Below are 20839 nucleotides of genomic sequence, written 5' to 3' on the forward strand. Positions count from 1 at the left end.
ACCGCACTCGTGGTGACTCGTCGGACGTCACACGTCGTCGTCGGGCCACCCGAGGAGCCGGGCACCGATCACCGCGGTCTGCAGGGTGTAACGGTGGACGGGGTCGCCGGGGTCGGCACCGGTGAGCTTGTGGATGCGCTCCAGGCGGTAGGTGAAGGCCCGCACGCTCAGGCTCAGGCGCCGGGCCGCCTCGGCGGCGACGCAGCCGGAGTCGAAGTACGCCGTCAACGTTTCGACGAGGGGTCGTGCACCGCCTCGTGCACTCAGCAGGGGACCGAGGGTGTTGTCGACGAGGTCGGCCATGGCCTGCCGGTCGCGGGTCAGTACCGGGTAGACGAGGAGATCGGCCGCGCGCAGTACGGGCTCGTTGATCTGCAGCCGGTCCGCCAGGTCGAGGGCGTTGAGTGCCTCTTCGTAGGAGTGCACGACGCCGCCGGCACCGGGGTGGGGACGTCCGATGGCGACCCGGCCGCCCTCGGTGACCGCGTACGCCTGCTTGGCGAAGAACGTCAGGACGTCGTCCTGGTCCCCGGGCGCGATGCAGACCAGTCGGCCGTCCTTGGTGGTGAGCAGAATGCGCCGCTCGCCGAACCGGCTGACCACGGCCCTCTCCACCTGCCGGGTGGCCGGATCGGTCTCCTCGACGGGCTTGCCGCCCTGCGCGACGGCGACGGCGTGGGCGCGGGAGAGGAGCAGACCGAAGCGTTCGGCCCGCTCGGACAGGCGGCCCAGGTCGCTGCGGCCGTAGAGCAGGTCATCGATGAACTCCCGCCGCACCGCCTCTTCCTGCCGAACGGCGAGCTGCTGTGCCCGTTCGTGCCCCTCAGCGAAGGCGTCGATCGCCTGCTCGACGGCGGCGAGCGCGGCTTCACCGGCCGAGGCGTACAGGACGGGCCAGTTCTCACGGGCCACGGCCAGATGTCGACGAACGACGGCCCGCACGCCGAAGCCAGCCTCCGCTGCGCGTTCCCCCTGGGTCCGCAGGGATTCCAACTCGTCCCTGGTGAAGCGGCGACCGGTCGCGCACACGTCGGTCAGTATCTGGACATACCCCTCCAGATACTCGTCGGGGACCTTCCGCCCTGTCACACGCCCTCCTGATTTCCTGACGCCTTGCCTACGCATTCTTGACACATGGTGAACAAGACTGGCAGATCAGGGGCCGGGGGAGGAGGTCGGCATCAAGGACGCTCACGATTTTCCGGTGCTGCCGAGGCGATGGCGGCTCCTGTGGCCGGGAGCGCGCCCCCGCCCCTGTGCTTCCCGGCAGTCAATTCTGACCGCGCGGTCCTGGCGCCAGGCTCAGAAGGTGTTCCCTCCGCACCGATGGTCGGTCCGCTGCCAACCCGCGTCCCAGCGCCGTACGCGCCGCCGATCGAGGAGTAGGCGGCCACCCGGACATGTCGGCGGGCCGATCGGTGTTTGGCCGACCGCGGGCGCGTATCGCACAGTCCTCTCCCGTGGCAGCCGGGTTGTAGTGGGTTCGTTGTCGGCGAGGAGAGTCTTCAGGGCGGTCTGCTCACCGGAGAGGGCTTCCCCGGCCGCCTTCTCCAGGCGCCAGTGACACGTCTTCTTGGGAGTGAGCCGCCCCTGGATCTACTTGGTCTGCCGGCGCCGCCACTGCCGGAGGTGGACTCCCCGACCCTGTCCGGCCGCGGACCAACGGCACATAGACCGGTGCCCACAGCACTGTGTCGGCCCCTGGCATCAAGGAGACGTCAAGACTGCCGGAGCACGGCAATGCGCCGCAGGGCATGCCCAGTTCAAGATGGTGGCGGCAGCAACACAGGAATCGGGAGCCGGGCTCAGGGGGGTGGGGACATGGGGCACATCGTGAACGCCGCCGTGCGGTTTCCCACCGTCTTCCTCACCTCGGCCCTGCTCGTCGCTCTCGGCTTCTGGCTGCTGGTCCTGCTGGGCCGGGCAGACGCACGCGCCTTCGATGCCGACGCCCCCTGGCTGACCAGTTCTCTTGCCGGAATCCCGGCCGCTGCCGCAGCCTCCGTCGTGGTCGTGAGCGCCTGGCTGGTCAGCCTCACCGGAACGGTCCTGATGGACCTGGCACGCCTGACCGGTCCTGGCGGCGCCGCGGCCCGGGTCACGTTGCTCGCTGCGTCCACCCTCGTCGCGTGGCCGGTGACACGAAGGTCAGCGGTCCTTCTCGCCAGGCTGTTCCCAGAGCGCTCCGGGCCGTACCGAGGCGCTGCTGCGAGCAGTGCTCCGTATGACCCCGGCAGCCCCCACGCGCACGGCTGAGCCGGCCACGGGGCCTCACAGTCGCATCGCTCTGGCGCGCCTGCTGCACGCGTGACGCACGTCGTACGCACACCCGACACATCTGCCCGCAGTCGAGCGGGCCAACCAGCTTCGCCGTCGAGGCGCCAACTCCTCGCAGACTTCAAGGATCTCGTATGGATGCCTTCACCGTGGGCGTCGGCGTGCTCATCGCCGCCTGCCTGCTCGTCGCGACCGCTGTGCTGTTCGTCGTCTCCCGGCTGTTCCGCAAGGTGGAGCAGGGCAAGGCGCTCATCGTCTCCAAAGTGCGCAAGGTCGACGTGACCTTCACCGGGCAGGTCGTGCTTCCGGTGCTCCACAAGGCCGAGGTGATGGACATCTCGGTGAAGACCATCGAGATCATGCGGGCCGGCAAGGAGGGGCTGATCTGCCAGGACAACATCCGCGCGGACATCCGGATCTCGTTCTTCGTGAAGGTCAACAAAACCGTCGAGGACGTCATCAAGGTCGCCCAGGCCGTCGGTACGGTGCGGGCGAGCGACCGGGACACCCTGCAGGAGCTGTTCCACGCGAAGTTCTCCGAGGCGCTGAAGACCGTCGGCAAGCAGATGGACTTCACCGACCTCTACACCAAGCGCGAGGAACTCCGCTACAAGATCATCGAGTTGATCGGCATCGACCTCAACGGCTACCACCTGGAGGACGCGGCGATCGACTACCTGGAGCAGACGCCGCTGACCCAGCTCGACCCGGCCAACGTCCTCGACGCCCAGGGCATCCGGAAGATCACCGAACTGACGGCCATCGAACACGTACGCACCAACGAGGCGCAGCGCACCGAGGAGAAGGAGATCACCCGGCAGAACGTCGACGCCCGCGAGGCCATCCTGGAGCTGGAGCGCCGGCAGGCCGACGCGGAGATCAAGCAGAGGCGGGAGATCGACACCGTACGGGCCCGGGAGGAGGCCGAGACGGCTCGGGTGATGGAGGAGGAGCGGCTGCGTGCCCAGGGCGCGTTCCTCAGGACCGAGGAGCAGCTCGGCGTGCAGCGGGAGAACCAGGCTCGTGAGGTCGCCGTCGCGGCGAAGAACCGCGAGCGGGTCATCGCCATCGAGAACGAGCGCATCGAGAAGGACCGGCAGCTGGAGGTCATCGCGCGGGAGCGGGAGACGCAGCTGACGCAGATCGCCGCCTCGAAGGAGGTCGAGGCCGAGAAGCGGGAGATCGCCGAGGTCATCCGTGAGCGGATCGCGGTGGACCGGACGGTCGCCGAGCAGGAGGAGGCCATCAAGAAGCTGCGGGCCGTGGAGGAGGCCGAGCGCGGTCGGCAGACCGTGATCATCGCAGCCGAGGCCGAGGCGCAGGAGAGCCTGGTCAAGGACATCAAGGCGGCCGAGGCCGCCGAGCAGGCCGCCGTACACCGCGCCGCCGAGGAAATCACCCTGGCCGAGGCCCGGTTGAAGACGGCTGACCTCGACGCGCAGGCCAAGCTGCGCCTTGCCGAGGGAGTCCAGGCGGAGGTCGCCGCCGAGGGGCTCGCGGCCGTCGAGGTGCGGGACAAGGAGGCCGAGGTCATCGAGAAGGCCGGCCGTGCGGAGGCGGAGGCGGCAGGGGCTCGGATGCGGGCGGAGGCGGAGGGCGCCCGGGCGCAGGCGCTCGCGGAGGCCGAAGGCATCGGCGAGAAGTTGAAGGCGGAGGCGGCCGGTCTGACCGAGAAGGCGGCGGCGATGGCCGCGCTCGACGAGGCGTCCCGCGGCCACGAGGAGTACCGGCTGCGGCTGCAGGCGGAGAAGGAGATCCGGCTCGCCGGACTCGACATGCACAAGCACGTCGCCGAGGCGCAGGCCACGATCCTCGCCACCGGACTGGAGAACGCCGACATCAGCATCGTCGGCGGGGAGTCGGTCTTCTTCGACCGGCTCGTCAACTCGATCGCGCTCGGCAAGAGCGTCGACGGGTTCGTCCAGCACTCCGAGACGGCACAGGCCCTCGCGGGGCCGTGGCTGGACGGCTCGTCGAGCTTCACCGACGACCTCGGCCGTGTCCTCGGCTCGGTCTCCACGGCGGACGTGCAGAACCTGACCGTCTCCGCGCTGCTGATGAAGCTGATGAAGACGGGCGGAGCCGATTCCGGCGCCCTGCAACAGCTGCTCAGCAAGGCCGGCGAACTGGGTGTCGCCGACGCCTCGCTCGCGGCCCTGAACGGCAGCGCCAGGGTCTGACAGGCCGCGGTCCGGAACTGCCGCACAGGGGACGGCAGCTCCGGACCGCTTTTTCCGACTTTCTGAGAGGGACCCGATGACCACCGGTCTGGACACCGGCACCTACGAGGTGCTGCGCGACCGTCTCACCGCGCAGGCCGCCGAACTCGCCCGCCGAGCCGAGGCACTCAACGCCCGCCGGACCGAGGAGTTCGGCTCCACCCGGCTGGAACTGAGGAGCACCCAGCGGCTGCGCACCGAGCACAACTGCGTGCCCCGCGACATCGTCTCCGTCGGCGAGGTTCTGCTCTTCGGCCACAACGTCTTCCTCGGCCGGGGGCCCGAGACGACCGTCGGCGACGTCTTCGCGCTGCACGACCGAGACCTGAACCGGCTCCCCGACGACGCCGTACCCGGCCTGCTGGACGACCCGGCGTTCGTCCGTGAGTTCGACGCGCTCTACCGCTACTACCGGCAGGCCCACCTGCTCCAGCTTCGCCGCGTCGAGGGCAGGTTGCTGGCCGTCTTCCAGACCGGGGAGAAGACGGGGGACATCCGCGTCCTGCGCTGGGCCGTGACCGACGACGGCCAGGTGTCCTTCCTGGACTCGCGCGGGGACCGTGACCACGTCTTCCCGCCCGCCCACGACTTCGAGTGGACCGTCACCACCCGGGAGGACCACGTCCTCGGCCGCCATCCGCACGTCTCCATCGAGGGCGAGGTCTTCGTCGCGACCGTCGGCGGCACCCTCACCGTCAAGGTCGAGAACAACACGGAGTCCGGCGAGGGCGTTTACGCGGAGCCGGTCGACGAGCCGTTGCAGTCCCTTGCCGACGCCGACATCACGTACGCGCGCGTGGGCGCCCTGATCCTGATCCGCGTGCGTCCCTACAAGGAGGACACCGACCGCCACCTGGTGTTCAACACGCTCACCAGGACGGTCGTCCGCCTGGACGGCATCGGGCGGGCGTGCCGTCGGCTGCCCGAGGAGCAGGGCATCGTCTTCCCCGGCGGGTACTGCCTGGCCACGGGCACGTACAAGACCTTCGACGGCGTCGCCGCCCCGCTGGACACGGCAGCCCTGGAATTCGAGCGAGTGGTCCGCTCGCCCAACGGCGAGGACGTCCTGTTCGCCTTCCACGCGCGCGTGGAAGGCCGCAGCCTGCTGCTGCCGTACAACGTGATCCGCAAGGAGGTCGCGACCCCGCTGGCCTGCCACGGCTGGGCACTCTACGACGATGGCGCGCTCGTCGTGCTTCGCGGGGACCCTGCGGGAATCAACGACGAACCGCAGCGCGTCCACCCTGTTCAGCTCTGGAGCTCGCCCTTCGTCTCCGACACCCACGCCGCCGCCCAGCCGGCCGGCACCGGCCCGCTCGCCCGTGTCGGAAACGCCGACCTCGTGCGAGGCGTCTCCGACTGCCTGTCCATCGCCCGAGCGGTCACCGAGACGGCCCCGACGAGCGAGGTGTACGAGGAACTGGCGGCAGCCTGCGTCCGGGCGGCGGACTCCTACCACTGGCTGGGCGAGCCCGAACTCGGCGCCCTGCACGAGCCCCTCACGCACGTGCAGGCCACCGCTGAGCAGGTCCTGGCCGAGTTCGAGACCGTTCAGGCACTCACCCGGCAGGCATCGGAGGCGCTCACGGAAGCCGGAGAGCGGGTTGCCGCCGTCGTACGGCGTCTGCGCGGTGAGGCCCCGCGCAGCGCCGCCGCCTGGATGACCGGCCTGACCGAACTGCGCCACGCCCAAGGCCAGCTACTCACCCTCAAGGACCTGCGGTACGCCGACGCCCCGCGCATCGACGAACTCGCCGCCGTCGCCGAGGCCGACCTCGCCACCTTCGGACAGCGGGCCGTCACCCACCTCGCGCGCGAGGACGCCTTCACCGACCACCGGGCCGCCATCGAGCAACTCGTCACCGACGCCGAGGCGATCGCCACCGTCGCCGGGGCCGCGCCCGTCGCCGCCCGCCTCGACGAACTCGCCGACGGGCTGCGGACCGTGACCGAGGTCGTCGCGGGCCTCGACATCGGCGACGCCACCGTCCGTACGTCCGTCCTGGGACGGATCGCCGAGATCCTCGGCGGCGTCAACCGGGTCCGTGCCCTCCTCGACGGGCGCCGCCGCGCACTCCTCGACCGTGAAGGGCGCGCCGGCTTCGCCGCCGAGTTCGCCCTGCTCGGGCAGGCGGTCACCGGCGCGCTCGCCGTCGCGGACAGCCCCGAGGCATGCGACGAGCAACTCGCCCTCCTCCTCGTCCAGTTGGAGAACCTGGAGTCCCGGTTCGCGGAGTTCGACGACTTCCTCGGCGACCTCGCGGACAAGCGCGACGAGGTCCACAACGCGTTCTCCGCCCGAAAGCAGACCCTCGCCGACGCCCGTGCCCGCCGCGCCGAACTCCTCTCCGACTCGGCGACCCGGGTACTGCGGACCATCACCCGTCGCGCCACCATGCTCGCCGACCCGGACGCCGTCACCACGTACTTCACCTCGGAGCCCATGGTCGCCAAGGTCCGCCGCGTCGCCGACGAACTGCGCGAACTCGGCGACCAGGTCAGGGCGGAGGAACTCGACGGCCGCCTCAAGGCCGCCCGCCAGGAGGCCCGCCGGTCCCTGCGCGACCGGACCGACCTCTACACCGACGACGGCCGCACCCTCCGCCTCGGCGCCCACCGCTTCGCGGTCAACACCCAGCCCCTCGACCTCACCCTCGTCCCGCACGGCGAGGGACTGGCCTTTGCCCTGACCGGCACCGACTACCGCTCCCCGGTCACCGCCCCCGACTTCGCCGCCACCCGCCCCTTCTGGGACCGGGCCCTGCCGTCGGAGTCGCCGGAGGTCTACCGCGCCGAACACCTCGCCGCCCGGCTGCTGGACGAGCACGGTCCGGCGGCACTGGAGGCGGCAGACCTGTCCGACCTCGTGAGGCAGGCGGCGGAGGCGGCATATGACGAGGGGTACGAGCGCGGCGTCCACGACCACGATGCGACCGCGATCCTCGCCGCACTTCTGCGTCTGTACGGGGGCGCCGGTCCGCTCCGCCACGAGCCCGCCGTACGCGCCACCGCCCATCTGTTCTGGGCGCACGGCACGACACCCGGGGAACGTGAGAGCTGGAACCGGCGGGCGGTATCGCTGGCGCGCGCCCGGGACACGTTCGGACCCGCGCCGGCGATTGCCGAACTGCGGGCCGAACTGGCCGAGGCGATCGGCACACAGGCGGCGGCCGCCTACCTCTTCGAGGAGCTGACGAGCGGCCCCGACGGCTTCGTCATCAGCGCCGGCACCCGCACTCTGATCGACAAGTTCCGCCGTACGGTGGGCACGTCGGCCTATGACGACGACCTCGCCACAGTCGGCGACCTGGCCGCGCGCAAGCAGCTCGTCGAGGCGTGGCTGCTCTCGTACGTAGCCTCGACCGGTACGGACCCCACCCCTGGTGACCTGGCCGAGGCGGTGGCAGCCGAACTCTGCCCCGACCTGGCCCGCTACGACTCCGACGCGCCACTGACCGGGACGGTGAAGGGGCTGCTCGGCGTCCACCCCCGCATCACCGGCCGTTCCCTGCCCCTCCGCGTCGACGAGTTCATCGCCCGCACCCACGCGTTCCGCTCGTACGACGTCCCGGCGCACCGCGCCTACCAGCGCCGCCGAACTGAACTGGTGGCCGGCGAACACGGCCGGCTCCGCCTGGACGAGTACCGGCCCCGGATCATGTCCGCGTTCGTACGCAGCAGGCTCATCGACGAGGTCTACCTCCCGCTGATCGGCGACAGCCTCGCCAAACAACTCGGCACCACGGGCGACACGAAACGCACCGACACCGGCGGCCTGCTGCTGCTCATCTCTCCGCCGGGCTACGGCAAGACGACCCTCATGGAGTACGTCGCCGACCGCCTCGGCCTGATCCTCGTCAAGGTCAACGGCCCCGCCCTCGGGCACACGGTCACCTCCCTCGATCCGGCCGAGGCCCCGAACGCGACGGCCCGCCGAGAGGTCGAGAAGATCAACTTCGCGTTGGAGACGGGCAACAACACCCTCCTCTACCTGGACGACATCCAGCACACCTCGCCCGAGCTCCTGCAGAAGTTCATCCCGCTGTGCGACTCCACCCGCCGCATGGAGGGCGTACTGGACGGGGAGCCGCGCACCCAAGACCTGCGAGGCAAACGCTTCGCCGTCTGCATGGCCGGCAACCCCTACACGGAGTCCGGCGCGCGCTTCAGGGTGCCCGACATGCTGGCCAACCGCGCCGACGTCTGGAACCTCGGCGACGTCCTGACCGGCAAGCAGGACGCCTTCGCGCTCAGCTTCATCGAGAACGCCCTCACCGCCAACCCGGTCCTCGCCCCGCTCGCCGGCTGCGACCGCGGAGACCTCGCCCTGCTCATCCGCCTCGCGCACGGCGACACCACGGCCCGCGCAGACCGGCTCACCCACGCATGCGCGCCCGCCGAGCTGAAGCGGATCCTGGCCGTGCTGCGCCATCTGCTCACGGTCCGCGCGACGGTCATGGCGGTGAACGCCGCGTACATCGCCTCGGCCGCCCAGACCGACGCCACCCGCACCGAGCCGCCCTTCCAACTCCAGGGCTCCTACCGCAACATGAACAAGATCGCCCAACGCATCCAGCCGGTCATGAACGACGCCGAACTATCCGCGTTGATCGACGACCACTACACGACAGAGGCCCAGACCCTCACCACCGGCGCTGAGGCCAACCTGCTGAAACTGGCCGAACTGCGCGGCACGCTCACCGACGGACAGGCCGCGCGCTGGGCCGGGCTGAAGGCGGCGTACGTCCGCGTGCAGACCCTGGGCGGGCCGGACAGCGACCCGCTCACCAGGGCGATCGCCGCCCTTGGGCTGCTCGCCGACCGGATGGCGGCCGTCGAGACGGCGATCAACCGAGTCGTGGACCCACGCCGTCCGCCGGCCAGCCCCACGGCCCGGCACGCCGCCCGGCCGGCCCCGGGTGACGGGAAGGCGTGACGTGGAGCGGCCCCGTCCCGCACCGTTGCGCCCGGAGCCGCCCGACGCGGGTACGGCCCGCCGTCGGGCGCGTACGGGCACGTGTCTTCTCATGGCGCTGCTGGTGCTGCCCTTCGCCGTCGGCGCCCTGCCCGGGGCCCGCGGGGTGGGCGCGGTGCTGGGAATGGTGACCGTCGTGCTCGCCACCTTGGTGTGGTTCGGGCTGTGCGAGGAATCCACGCCGGCCCGTCACTCGACTACGAGGATCACCGCGCGGACGCTGACGGGTATGCGCGCCGTCGACCTGACCCGTCTTACCGACGTCCGCCTGCTGACGTTCTTCTCGTACGGTTCCGTCCATCACACCCTCCTCGTCCGCGACGCCGACGGGGTGTGGCTCGGCATCACCACCACCGCCGGGCTGAGGGCGGTGCGCAGGGCGCTGGGAAGGCAGCCGAAGGACACGACGCTGCCGCGACCGCGGGTGAGCCGGGCCGCACGCGCCCACCTCCACGGAGACCGGGCCGGACAGCTCGCCGCCCACACCGTGCTCGTGTTCCTTGCCTTGTCGGTCGGCACCTGTCTGTATGCCATCGCGCTGGTGGAGATGGGCGGCGGGCCCGGCTGACCGCGTCCGCACGACACCCCGGTCACATGGGGCTCGACATCCCCTCGGCGCCGAGCAGCTCGTGCAGCAGGTGCGAGGCCGTGATCACGCCGAGCAGGTGCGTCCCGGCCTTGTCCTTCGTCGCCACCGCCACCAGCGGGCTGCGCACCCGCGCCATCAGCGCGGCCACCTCCAGCGCCGTGTCGTCGGGATCGGCGATCGGCGGCGGGTCGGCCTTGCCGGAGAGGCAGTCGCCGACCCGGCGGCCCGCCAGCGCCTGGCAGAGCCGGTCGGCGTGCTTCTCGTCGACGACGGCGGCGAGCGTCGGGTCCTCGATGACGTAGGCGGGCACCAGGATCTTGATCATCTGGGAGGCGGGCAGGATCGCCATCGGTTCACCGTGCTCGTCGAGTACCAGCAGGCCCGGCAGCTTGTGGTCGGCCATCAGCCGGGCCGCGTCCATGGCATCGCTGTCGACGCTCACGGTTTCGTAGTCGACCGCCAGGTCACGAGCGCGCACGGCGGGCTCCTCATCTGCTGGAAAGATTCCTGTACCCACCGTCCTACGTCATCGGCGAGCGGGCCAGGCCATTGACGCGAAACATACGCGGCGGCACCGGTAGAACCACGGTGCGGGGGAGAACAGACCACGGCCCCGCCGGGGTGACGTCCTCAGGACCGCTCGCCGATGCCTTGGTCCGCTGCTTGGGAACGCGCGGCACCCCGCCGGAACCGGTCGCTGAGGTGTGACCCGGCGATGAGCCCCGCCGCGAACAGCAACAGGCCCGCCTCCGCGACGGGCAGGAGGAACATCGCGTCCTCCTCGACCAGCCCGCCCCATCGTCCCAGGGGGACGACCAATCCGCCCACCCACATCACGAGCAGGGCGACGCCCCGGACCCGGATGCCCCAGGGGGTCGTACGACTGCGGACCCGCTTGGGCGCCCAGCCCCGCAACGAGGCAACCGACAAGGGCAGTACGAAGGCAGACCAGCCGGCCAGCCACAGCCACAGGAACACGTCCACACTCCCTCTTCGCGTCGGCGCAGCAACGGAGGGCCGTCCCGCAGCCGTTGGCCCGGGACCGGCACACACCGGCGTCCGACCCCGAGGAGCCCGGACGGTTTGCAACCGTCCGGGCTCCCACCACTGTCTGTCCCGACGTCAGCCGGCGATCTCGATCTTGCCGTTGGCTTCGGCGGACGCCGCGGTCTCGGGCTTGGCACCGCCGTTGCGCTGGGTGATGTTCTTCAGCAGCTCGGCGAAGTCGACTCCGGTGGTGGAGCTCAGCAGCTCGACGCCCTGGGCGACGTTGTCGGCGACCGTGCGGGAGAGCTGACTGGCGCCGTCGGTGGAGATGACCGTCATCTTGTCGATGGCGCTGAGCGGTTCGGACGCCTTGGCGACGACCTGCGGCAGCACCTCGACGAGCATCTGCAGCACGGCCGCGTCGCCGTACTGCGCGAAGGCGTCGGCCTTCTTCCGCATGGCCTCGGCCTCGGCCGCACCCTTGGCGCCGATCGCGGCGGCCTCCGCCTCCCCCTCGATGCGTACGGCGTCGGCGAGCGCGGCGCGGTGTGCCTTCTCGCCCTCACCGGTGAGCCTGGCGCGCTGAGCGTCCGCCTCCGCCTCCTTGACCTGGGCGATGCGGCGGGCCTCGGCCTCCTGTTCGGCCTGGTAGCGGGCGGCGTCGGCGGGCTTGCGGACCTTGGTGTCCAACTCTCGGTCGGTCAGTGCCGCCTGGCGCTCGGCGACCTTCTCCTGCTCGGCCAGCACCTGCTGTTGCCGGTCCGCCTCGGCGAGCGGACCGGCTGCCGCCGCACGGGCCGCGGCCTCGTCGGTCTCGGCCTTGATCTCGGCCTGCTTCAGCGCGAACGTCCGCTGTGCGACGGCGATCTCCTCCTCGGCCTTCAGCCGGGCCTGCTCGGCGGCACGACGGGCGACGGCCTCGGCGATGTCGGCCTCCTGCCTGGCGCGGGCGGCCTCGGGTCGGCCGAGGTCCTCCAGGTAGGAGCCCTCGGTGGTGATGTCCTGGATCTGGAAGGCGTCCAGCACCAGGCCCTGCCCGGACAGGCTCGCCTCGGCCTCCTCGGCGACCTGCCCGGCGAACACGGCCCGGTCGCGGATGATGTCCTCCACCGACATCCGGCCGACGATGGCACGCAGCGCGCCGGAGAGCACCTCCTGGGTGAAGCCGACGATGCCGTCCTGCTGCATCAAAAACCGCTGCGCGGCGGCCCGTATCGAGTCCTCGGTGCCACCCACCTTGACGATGGCCACGCCCTCCAGGTGCGCCTTCACGCCCCGGAGGGTGACCGCGCCGCGCACCGCGACCGGGATGTGCCGCGAGGACAGGTCGAGGGTGAACTTCTGCTGCACGAACGGCACGACGAACACGCCACCGCCGACCACGACCTTCTGCCCGCTGTTGTCGGTGAAGACCCGACCGGTCTCCGGATCGGTGGCCTGCTTGCCGCGCCGCCCGGTGACGATGAACGCCTGACTCGGACCCGCCACCTTGTAACGGGTGACGACGACCAGAGCGAGTAGGACGAGGAGTACGACGACCCCTACTACGGCGAAGACGACTGGACTCATGATGATTCCCCCTCAGCCCTCCCAGGGGACGGCGGATCGATACGGGTTCGTGTGAAGAAACAGGCACCGGCGCGTGGGCCGGTGTGACAGCGGCGGCCGGGGTGGGGTTCGGTCAGCGCTCCACGGGACGTACGGACACCGCTGTCCGAGACAGCGTTCCCTCCACCCAGACCTCGACCCCCCGGGCCACGGGCGCCGCACTCTTCGCGGAGAGTTTCACGGGTTGCCCGGCCCGATGGACCAGCACCTCACCGAAGCCATCGGCCGGAATCGCCGTGACCACGGATGCGGAGGTGCCGATCAGATCGTCGTGGCGCGGAGCCGCACCGGAGCGGTCGAGTAGCAGCACCTGGCTGAGGCGGTACGCGAGCCAGCCCGTGGCGAGTCCGGCCGGCGTGCCGATCGCGGTCGCACCGATCGCGCCCACGCCCGTGGTGCCCATGGCGATCGCACCGGAGAAACCGAGCATGGACACGAATCCGGCGATGACCGGCAGCGACAGCAGCCCGTCGAAGAGACCGTCCAGCACGCCGACGCTCTCAAAGAGTCCTTCGAGGACGCCGTCGAAGGCGAGCGCCAGCAGCAGGAGCACGACGCCCGCGATGCCGAGACCCAGAAACCAGCCCATCCGCCCTCACCGCCTCTTTCCCCGTCCCACCGCGCTGTTGCCGAATGCTCACATGCGCGAGCAGGTCCTGGCATTGCCTGCTACCGGCAATCTTTACGTGTTTTTGATGCCGGACTCTGCGTGGACGGCTCTGGATCGAGCCGGGAGGATAGATGTCATGGTGTTGGCCCCGGGTGCGCCTCGCGGGCGGCGCCTGTGTTGTGGGGTGGCTGGCGCAGGGCTGCCAGTCGGTGCGGCCGACTGGCGTTTCACGAAGGTGGGGCGTCGGCGGACGTCGGGGCCGAGATGGAGTCGGAGGTCCTCGGCTTGTCGGCCCGGGTGCAACCGGGAACGGCTTGGCGCTGACAGGGCGTCCTGGTCCGTCACTCGAGATGCGGGCGGCGACTGTGACAAGAGTAGTCGAGTCAATGTATGTGACTACATGAGTCACGCTTGTCATGAAGGGTGACTCTCTGACGCCCTGCCCGCAGCCACAGGCAGGGCGTCAGAGAGTCGGGATGCCGGAATCCGGGCAGATCACTGTGCCCCTTCCGCTCCGTCCATGAGGGACTGCGGGGTGGGCAGTTCGGCGAGTTCCCGCCATGCGTACGCGCAGAAGTGCATCGCTCCGCCCTGTTCGCACAGTTCGGCCGCTCGCCGGTACACCGCGGCGGCGGTGGACGTGTCGCCCAGCGCGCGGTAGATCCTCGCCGTCCACAGCAGGTTCACTCCGACCTCGTGCACGGCGGGCCAGGACCCGGCCTCCACCGAGGCGTCGGCCATCAGTCGGGCCCGGTCGGGCTCGCCCCGTCTCAGGGCCAGGTGCCCTTCGAACACGGCCAGGTGGACCAGCATGCTGGTGTGGCCGAGCACCTCGATCACCGGCCGGGCCCTGTCCACCCGTTCGACCGCCTGTTCGTCGAGGCCCTCGTCGAGGAGGAACTCGGCGATCGCCAGGTAATACTGGGCCTCCGCCCAGGCGTTGACGTCCTGCTGCGGGTCGGTCTGTTCCAGGGCGCGCTCGAACCAGGTCCGAGCCTGTGCGTAGTCGTCGTTCAGCAGGCACAGCCGGGCCGACTCCCGGTACGCCGCACTGCGCTGCGGCCAGGGGATCTCGTCCGAGATCCTCGCGACGAGCGCGTCAGCCACCTCGCGCCCCCACTGTTGGTGGCCGCCCCAGGCGCAGGCGTTCACCAGCACGGTGCCCGCCCGTACGGCGGCGGAGGCTTCCTGGAGGGGCTCGGCGAGCGTCCACGCGACATGGGCGAACCGCAGGCCGTCGGGAAGGCTGCCGTTGCCCAGACCGAGCTCGGCGAGATGCCGGGCGACCCGTTCCAGCCTCTCCGCCGAGGAGCGGGTGTACTCGTCGTCGAAGAGGTGCAGCAGCAGGGTTCGGCTCTCGTCGACGCGGCCGTTCGTGCCGTGGAGACGGGCCAGTGACCAGCGGACCTCCCAGAGCACGTCCCGATGGGGGTCGTCCCCGTACGTGTCCAGGATCGCGGTGAGTTGCTCGGCGGCCGTGACCGAGGCACCTTCCTCCTCCGCCTTGCGGGCCTTGAGTAGCAGCCCCACGAGGTCGAACCGCCCGGGATCGTCCGTGATCCTGCCGCCGGCGACCTCGTCCTCGCCTTCGGTTCCCTCCGGGAGCCCGGTGCCCTCTCCCAGAAGGGACCGTGGAGTCACCCCCAGCCGCTCCGCGAGTGCGGTGACGACCTCCGGGCTCGGCACGCGTCTGCCGCTCTCCAGCAGCGAGACGTAGCTGGCGGACAGCTCCGGCCCGGCGAGCTCGGCCTGGGACATGCCCGCGCGGCGCCTGAGTTCTCGCATTCTTCTTCCGAACTCGGGCTGCGTGGGCAAGAGGGCTCCTCACTGAGACATGCGGCTCCGCACGGGCGCGGTTACCTCACAGCCTTCCATGACAGCTCCGGCACGCGCGTTCCCCGCCCGGCCTCCAGGATTCGGAGGGTTGACTCTTGCTCTGTCTTACAGTCATGGTGGTGACCCGCGAATTGTGACTGAAGTCATCACGCGGCTGCAAGCGCCTGTGTGGCAGGAGGTTGTCGTTCTGGACACAGCCGAGGGACAAGCCCACGACCTGTCCGATGGTCGTCAGCCGACGGGCGACGTCTCCGGCCCTGCCACGCGGACGACGACTTGGCAGCGGCGAACGACGGCCGCTGGCTTCCGGTGAGCGGCGCGCCGTGTGGAAGGCGTGAAGGACTTGCACGTTTCATGGGACACTCTCAACTCCCTTGATTACAAAGGGAGTTGTCGGCAATCGGCTCGTTTCGGCGTCGCTGCGCGGGTGTCGTCCAAGTGCCGGCCAGGGCGTGTGGCTCGAGGGAGATACGTGGTGCACGGCATACAGGTGAGGCTGTTCGGTGAGGTCGCGCTCCGGCGGAGTGGCCGACCCCTGACCGCCCCGCCGGGCAAGGCCCTCGAACTGCTCTGCTACCTACTGATCCACCGTGGCCGCGTACACACACGTGAAGTGATCTCCGAGCTGCTGTGGCCGGACACCGACCCCGGTACCGCCCGCAAGTACCTGCGCCAGACCCTGTGGCGGCTCAACACGACCCTCCAGGACGGGGCGGACGATCAGGGCGGGGCCGGTGAAGTCGTCGTCGTCGATCCCCACAGCATCCGCGTCAACCCAGCCGCGGCCTGCTGGCTGGACGTGGACGCGTTCGAGGAGCGCTACGCGGAGGTGTGTGACACACCCGGGCACGCGCTGTCCGACGATCAGGCGAGGGCGGTGGAGTACGCGCTCGACCTCTACCGGGGGGATCTGCTCGCCACGTGGTACCACGACTGGTGCGGCCACGAGCGGGACCGCCTGAGACAGGCATATCTGGCCATGCTGGACCAGCTGATGGGCCACTGCGAGGCACGCGGACTCTACGCGAAGGGAGTCGGCTTCGGGCAGGCCGTCCTGCGCCACGACGCGGCCCGGGAGCACACCCACCGGCAGCTGATGCGGCTGCACTACGCCGCCGGCGACCGTACCGCGGCGCTCCGCCAGTACGAGCGGTGCGCATCGGTGGTGAACGAGGAGTTCGGGGTGGGGCCATCGGCGGACACCACGGTCCTCTACGAGCACATCCGGGCCGACCGAGTCGAGAACATCCAGCCGGGCGGTGTCCGGCCGGTGGCGTCCGTCCGACCGACACGCGACGTGCCGAGCGGGGAGTCCGGTCCCGACGAACCGCGCGGGCACCTGGACCCGGTGCCCGTGGGCGTGATCCCGGTGCAACGATCCCGGTCCCCGCGTGAGACCGCGCCGGTCGACTCCGTTCGAGTACAGTCGTCCGGCGCGTCCGGCGCGTCCGGCGCGGACAGCCGGGCTCCGGGCGGCCCCCTGGCACGAGGGCGAAGACAGACCGAGCACAACCTGGCCGAGGCGCGGGAGGACATCCCGGACGGGGGACGGGGGAGCATGAGTGGTTCGCGCTACACCGACTCGACACAGCACCTGCTGGCCGAACTCGACCGCCTCGACGTGCTGCTGGGCAGACAGGTCCGGCGAGCCCGGCGATCCCACCGGGAGCCCGCCGACGAGTTCTCCGCGTTGTACGTCACGGATGCCGAGGTGGACGCGCTGCTGGACGGCACGCTCGACACCCCGCCCGTTGACGGCGAACCCGGGACCGGAGTGGAGATCGAGGCGGAGCTGGACAGGCTGTCGGCCGAGATAGCCGTACGCGTGGCCGAGAGCGTGCGTGACGGCGTGAGTCTGCGGCTGGTGGCCCTGGCCGGGCTGTTCGATCTGAACCCGGTGGATGTCGACGTCGTCGTGATGTGCCTCGCCCCGGAGATGGACCGCCGGTACGAGCGGCTGTACGGCTATCTCCACGACGACATGACCCGGCGGCTGCCCACCGTCGGTCTCGCCCTCGACCTGGTCAGCGCCAACCGCACGGAGCGGGCCGCAGCGCGGACCCGGTTCGCGCCGTCGGCGCCGCTGGTCGGGCACCGTCTCGTCACACTCACGGAGGATGCCGCGGCGCCGACGCACTCCCTGCTGGGCAGCACGGTCCGGCTGGACCCGCGGGTCGCCGGGTTCCTGCTGGAGGACGACGAGTTGGCCGGCCGACTGCGGCCGTACGCACGGCTCGTCCCCCCGACCGGCACACTCGACGACCTGCACTTCCCCGCGGAGTTCGGCGCGTCACTGGCCCGGCTGAGCGAGCACGCCGACGACGGCTTGGTGGTCTACTGTCAGGGGCCGTACGGCGTCGGCAAGCAGAGCGCCGCGTCCGCCTGCTCCCTGCGCTGGAACGCGCCGCTGCTGGTGGTGTCCGCCGACCTGCTGGCGGAGCGCCCCATGGAGGAGTTCGCCGAACTGGTCGCCCTCGTCGACCGGGAGGCACGGCTGCAGGGCGCGGTCATGTACTGGGAGAACATCGACGCCCTCCTTGGCGAACAGGCTCGCCCCCGGCTGTCGTTGCTGCTGTCCACGCTGGCGGCACACCCCGCCCCGGCGTTCCTGGCCGGGGACACCGCGTGGGAACCGTTCGACCCGCCGGCGGGCATGACCTTCGTACGACTGGAGTTCCCCGCTCCCGGCTACGACGAGCGGCTCCGTCTCTGGGAGTCCGCACTCGACGTGCTCGACGGGACGGACCGGCCGGCGCTGGATCTGGCCGCCGTCTCCGGGAAGTTCAGGCTGAGCGGCGGTCAGATCCAGGACGCCGCGGCGACCGCCCGCAACCTGGCGCACGCCCGCACACCCGAGGCGCCCCGGCTGACGCAGGACGACCTGTACGCGGCGTGCCGTCTGCAGTCCAACCGCAAGCTGGCCGAACTGGCCCAGCGGATCACGCCGCACTACGCCTGGGACGACATCGTGCTGCCCGCCGACCGGATGGAGCAGTTACGGGAGATCGCCGACCAGGTGCGCTACCGGGCCCTGGTGTACGAGTCGTGGGGTTTCGAGCGCAAGCTGGCCAACGGGCGAGGGCTGGCGGTGCTGTTCGCCGGCCCATCCGGCACCGGCAAGACCATGGCGGCCGACGTCCTGGCCCACGAACTCGGCCTGGACCTCTACAAGATCGACCTGTCGACCGTGGTGAGCAAGTACATCGGCGAGACCGAGAAGAACCTCTCCCGTATCTTCGCCGAGGCCGCCAGCAGCAACGCCGTGCTCTTCTTCGACGAGGCCGACGCCATGTTCGGCAAGCGCTCCCAGGTCCGCGACGCCCACGACAAGTACGCCAACCTGGAGACCAGTTATCTGCTGCAGCGGATGGAGCAGCACGAGGGGGTGGTCGTGCTGGCCACCAACCTGCGCAAGAACCTCGACGACGCGTTCACCCGACGCCTGCACGTCACCATCGACTTCCCCGTCCCCGGTGTCGAGGAACGTCGCCGTATCTGGGAGCAGGTCTGGCCCAAGGAGGCTCCCCTGGACGGGAGTGTCGACCCGGACCTTCTCGCCCGGCAGATCGACCTGCCCGGGGGCAACATCCGCAACATCGCCCTCGCGGGTGCCTTCCTGGCCGCCGCGGACGGCGGGGTGGTCACGATGGGGCATCTGCTCCGGGCCACCCGGCGCGAGTACCAGAAGATGGGCAAGATCCTGACCACCGGAGACTTCGGTACCGGTACCACGGCCGGAAAGGATGCTTCGCATGCGTTCCCCTCAGAGTGAGGCCGCGTCGGTGCCGAAGGCACCGGCCACCGCTGCCGCCGAAGGCCTCGCGTCGCGGAGGCACCGGCCCGCGCACCCTCACGACGGGCTGCTGAACCTGCAGCGCCGGTACGGCAACCGTGGCGTGCGGGACGTCATCCAGGCCAAGTTGAACATCGGTCCGGTCGACGATCCGCTGGAGCGTGAGGCCGACCGGGTCGCGCTCCTGGCGACCGGGTCGTCGCCGGCCGCGTCGGCGCAGCGGGCACCGGAGGCGGCCCAGCACGTGCCGGCCGCCACCGGTGGTGCGGCGGAGCCCGGGGTCGCACGGGCGGTGGAGCGGGCACGCGGCGGCGGGCTGGCCGTGCCCGGCGGTGTGCGAGCACGGATGGAGCGGGCGACCGGGGCGGATCTCGGTTCGGTACGGCTGCACGTGGGATCGGAGTCAGATCGGCTGAACCACGCCTTGGGCTCGCGGGCGTTCACGGTCGGCGCGGATGTGTTCGTCCGCCGCAGCGAGTACCGGCCCGGTACCGCCCGTGGTGATGCGCTGCTGGGGCACGAGCTGACGCACACCGTCCAGCAGGGCGCCGCGCGAGCACATCCCTCGATGTCCACCGGGGCGACGCGAAAGGAGCCGGACCACGGCGTCGCCCGGGACCATGGCACGGGACTTGCCTCGACCCGGGTGCAACGCCGCGTCGTACGCAACGGCATACCAGTCCGCGAACCGCTGGCCGAGGTGGAGGCTTCAGAACACGGCGCCCTCCTGACCGCGACGAGTCGACGGGTACTCGAACACTTGGCCCGTCCCACGCCCGTACTCGTCGTCGGGGACACCACGGAACTGTTTCTGGAAGCGAAACGGATCGCCGCGATGGTCGACTCCATCGACTCGATTCTCGCGCACGGTGTTCTCGGCCGGCGCGAGCTGAACCGGAGGAATATCGACTACCAGGGCTCCAACGACGCCGCCAGCGATCACACCCCGCTGGCGGTCAACGTGCTCGACGCCAGGGGTGCCGGGGCCGACTTCCATGCCCTCGTGGCCGGCTCACTCACGGTGGACCACAGTGGCAGTTTCAGCGTGGCCATGGAACGCCCGGTCCAGGAAGACGTGGTCGCGGCCCGGATCACCGCCAATCTGACGACCGCGCGCAGCAGAGGACCGCGTCAGGACGAGATCGATCAGCTTGTTACAGGGGGCATGTCCGAGGAGATGGCGCAACTCTTCCTCCGAATGAACAGAGAAGAAACGGCCATCGCCGACGCCATCGCCGGCAATCAGGCCGTGTTCGACCAACGGGTCCAGAACACGGTCATGGCGGTCGTGATCGCACCCGACCACGGGATGGACCTCGGCTTTTTCGGAAACAGGCAGTACGAATCACAAGTGGAGGCGGACCGGATCCCGCCCGGACCGGGCGGATTCACCGTGCTCCTCATCCCGCAGTGGTTCGCACCGTACGCGACGCTGCTCCGGCCGCAGTTGGCTGCACACGTCACATTCACGTACGTGGACAACGCCAGGATCACCGCCGGATATTCCGGAGGCGGCCAGAACAACTCGGTCACGACCAACGCGCCCGACTACGCCACCGCGCTCCGTCAGTTGCTCAGGCAGCACCGCCTCATCGCGACTCACATCGTGAAGACGGGCGGCGTCTGATCACCGACCGGGTCGCCCATGTGCTTGTCAACACCGCCCACAACGGTACCGTCGCCTTCCGTGGCGTCCTCGTCGACGAAGCCCACCCCGCCATCATCGACCGATACTCCCTCGGTCCCGAGAAGTCCTGGACGAGCGTGCCGAGCATCCGGCGAAGTCCGCAGGCTCGGCCACCGACCACCACCTCACGGGCAGGGGCCGGGCATTCCGTCGCTGGCCCCACCTAGTGTCCTGCGCCGGAGATCCGTCGGCAGAAGCGGGCGAGGGAGTCGAGAATCTCTTCGGCTGTCTTGGTCCAGATGAACGGCTTGGGGTCTT

Annotated in this window: 12 protein-coding genes; 6 read left to right on the forward strand and 6 right to left on the reverse strand. The window is 70.2% G+C overall.

Annotated elements, in window-relative coordinates; translation table 11 throughout:
* Positions 1 to 27: 27 nt before the first annotated feature.
* Positions 28 to 1089, reverse strand: a complete 1062-nt coding sequence (locus tag ACWDR4_RS39170; RefSeq protein ID WP_450415614.1) for a PucR family transcriptional regulator — start codon at positions 1087 to 1089, stop codon at positions 28 to 30.
* Between the two features lie 732 nt (positions 1090 to 1821).
* Here ACWDR4_RS39170 and ACWDR4_RS39175 point away from each other — a divergent pair.
* The 4 genes from ACWDR4_RS39175 (at position 1822) to ACWDR4_RS39190 (ending at position 10039) form a co-directional block, all read left to right on the forward strand.
* Complete coding sequence (locus tag ACWDR4_RS39175; RefSeq protein ID WP_450415616.1) at positions 1822 to 2256, forward strand: hypothetical protein; 435 nt, start codon at positions 1822 to 1824, stop codon at positions 2254 to 2256.
* A 155-nt stretch (positions 2257 to 2411) separates the two neighbouring features.
* A complete protein-coding gene (locus ACWDR4_RS39180; protein ID WP_450415617.1) occupies positions 2412 to 4457 on the forward strand; it encodes a flotillin family protein in 2046 nt (681 codons plus the stop codon).
* Positions 4458 to 4533: 76 nt separating this feature from the next.
* Entirely contained in the window at positions 4534 to 9432 is a 4899-nt protein-coding gene (locus tag ACWDR4_RS39185; protein WP_450415619.1) for a DNA repair ATPase, read from the forward strand.
* A gap of 1 nt (position 9433) precedes the next feature.
* The gene (locus tag ACWDR4_RS39190) at positions 9434 to 10039 is read left to right on the forward strand and encodes a hypothetical protein (protein ID WP_450415621.1); all 606 of its coding nucleotides are present in this window, start codon (positions 9434 to 9436) and stop codon (positions 10037 to 10039) included.
* A gap of 22 nt (positions 10040 to 10061) precedes the next feature.
* Here ACWDR4_RS39190 and ACWDR4_RS39195 read toward each other — a convergent pair whose 3' ends face one another.
* From ACWDR4_RS39195 to ACWDR4_RS39215, 5 genes are all read right to left on the reverse strand, one after another.
* The gene (locus ACWDR4_RS39195; protein WP_450415622.1) at positions 10062 to 10538 is read right to left on the reverse strand and encodes a CBS domain-containing protein; all 477 of its coding nucleotides are present in this window, start codon (positions 10536 to 10538) and stop codon (positions 10062 to 10064) included.
* A gap of 152 nt (positions 10539 to 10690) precedes the next feature.
* Complete coding sequence (locus tag ACWDR4_RS39200) at positions 10691 to 11044, reverse strand: hypothetical protein (RefSeq protein ID WP_450415624.1); 354 nt, start codon at positions 11042 to 11044, stop codon at positions 10691 to 10693.
* 138 nt (positions 11045 to 11182) lie between these two features.
* On the reverse strand, positions 11183 to 12616 hold the full coding sequence (locus tag ACWDR4_RS39205; RefSeq protein ID WP_450415626.1) for a flotillin family protein: 1434 nt from the start codon (positions 12614 to 12616) through the stop codon (positions 11183 to 11185).
* 112 nt (positions 12617 to 12728) lie between these two features.
* A complete protein-coding gene (locus tag ACWDR4_RS39210) occupies positions 12729 to 13244 on the reverse strand; it encodes a hypothetical protein (RefSeq protein ID WP_450415628.1) in 516 nt (171 codons plus the stop codon).
* Between the two features lie 516 nt (positions 13245 to 13760).
* Positions 13761 to 15080, reverse strand: coding sequence for a helix-turn-helix domain-containing protein (locus ACWDR4_RS39215; protein ID WP_450415629.1), 1320 nt, complete (start codon positions 15078 to 15080; stop codon positions 13761 to 13763).
* Positions 15081 to 15576: 496 nt separating this feature from the next.
* Between ACWDR4_RS39215 and ACWDR4_RS39220 the strand changes: the two genes are divergently transcribed.
* Positions 15577 to 18873: an AAA family ATPase gene (locus ACWDR4_RS39220; RefSeq protein ID WP_450415631.1), complete on the forward strand. Its 3297-nt coding sequence runs from the start codon at positions 15577 to 15579 to the stop codon at positions 18871 to 18873.
* A complete protein-coding gene (locus tag ACWDR4_RS39225; RefSeq protein WP_450415633.1) occupies positions 18854 to 20521 on the forward strand; it encodes an eCIS core domain-containing protein in 1668 nt (555 codons plus the stop codon). Before ACWDR4_RS39220 ends, ACWDR4_RS39225 begins: the two co-directional genes overlap by 20 nt.
* Positions 20522 to 20839 lie beyond the last annotated feature (318 nt).

This window comes from Streptomyces sp. NPDC000878 (genome assembly GCF_053599695.1).

What these genes read in the sequence shown, in the direction of transcription:
- ACWDR4_RS39175 (WP_450415616.1), top strand. Translation starts at nt 1,822, where the DNA reads ATGGGGCACATCGTGAACGCCGCCGTGCGGTTTCCCACCGTCTTCCTC.
- ACWDR4_RS39180 (WP_450415617.1), top strand. Translation starts at nt 2,412, where the DNA reads ATGGATGCCTTCACCGTGGGCGTCGGCGTGCTCATCGCCGCCTGCCTG.
- ACWDR4_RS39185 (WP_450415619.1), top strand. Translation starts at nt 4,534, where the DNA reads ATGACCACCGGTCTGGACACCGGCACCTACGAGGTGCTGCGCGACCGT.
- ACWDR4_RS39205 (WP_450415626.1), bottom strand. Translation starts at nt 12,616, where the DNA reads ATGAGTCCAGTCGTCTTCGCCGTAGTAGGGGTCGTCGTACTCCTCGTC.
- ACWDR4_RS39210 (WP_450415628.1), bottom strand. Translation starts at nt 13,244, where the DNA reads ATGGGCTGGTTTCTGGGTCTCGGCATCGCGGGCGTCGTGCTCCTGCTG.
- ACWDR4_RS39225 (WP_450415633.1), top strand. Translation starts at nt 18,854, where the DNA reads ATGCGTTCCCCTCAGAGTGAGGCCGCGTCGGTGCCGAAGGCACCGGCC.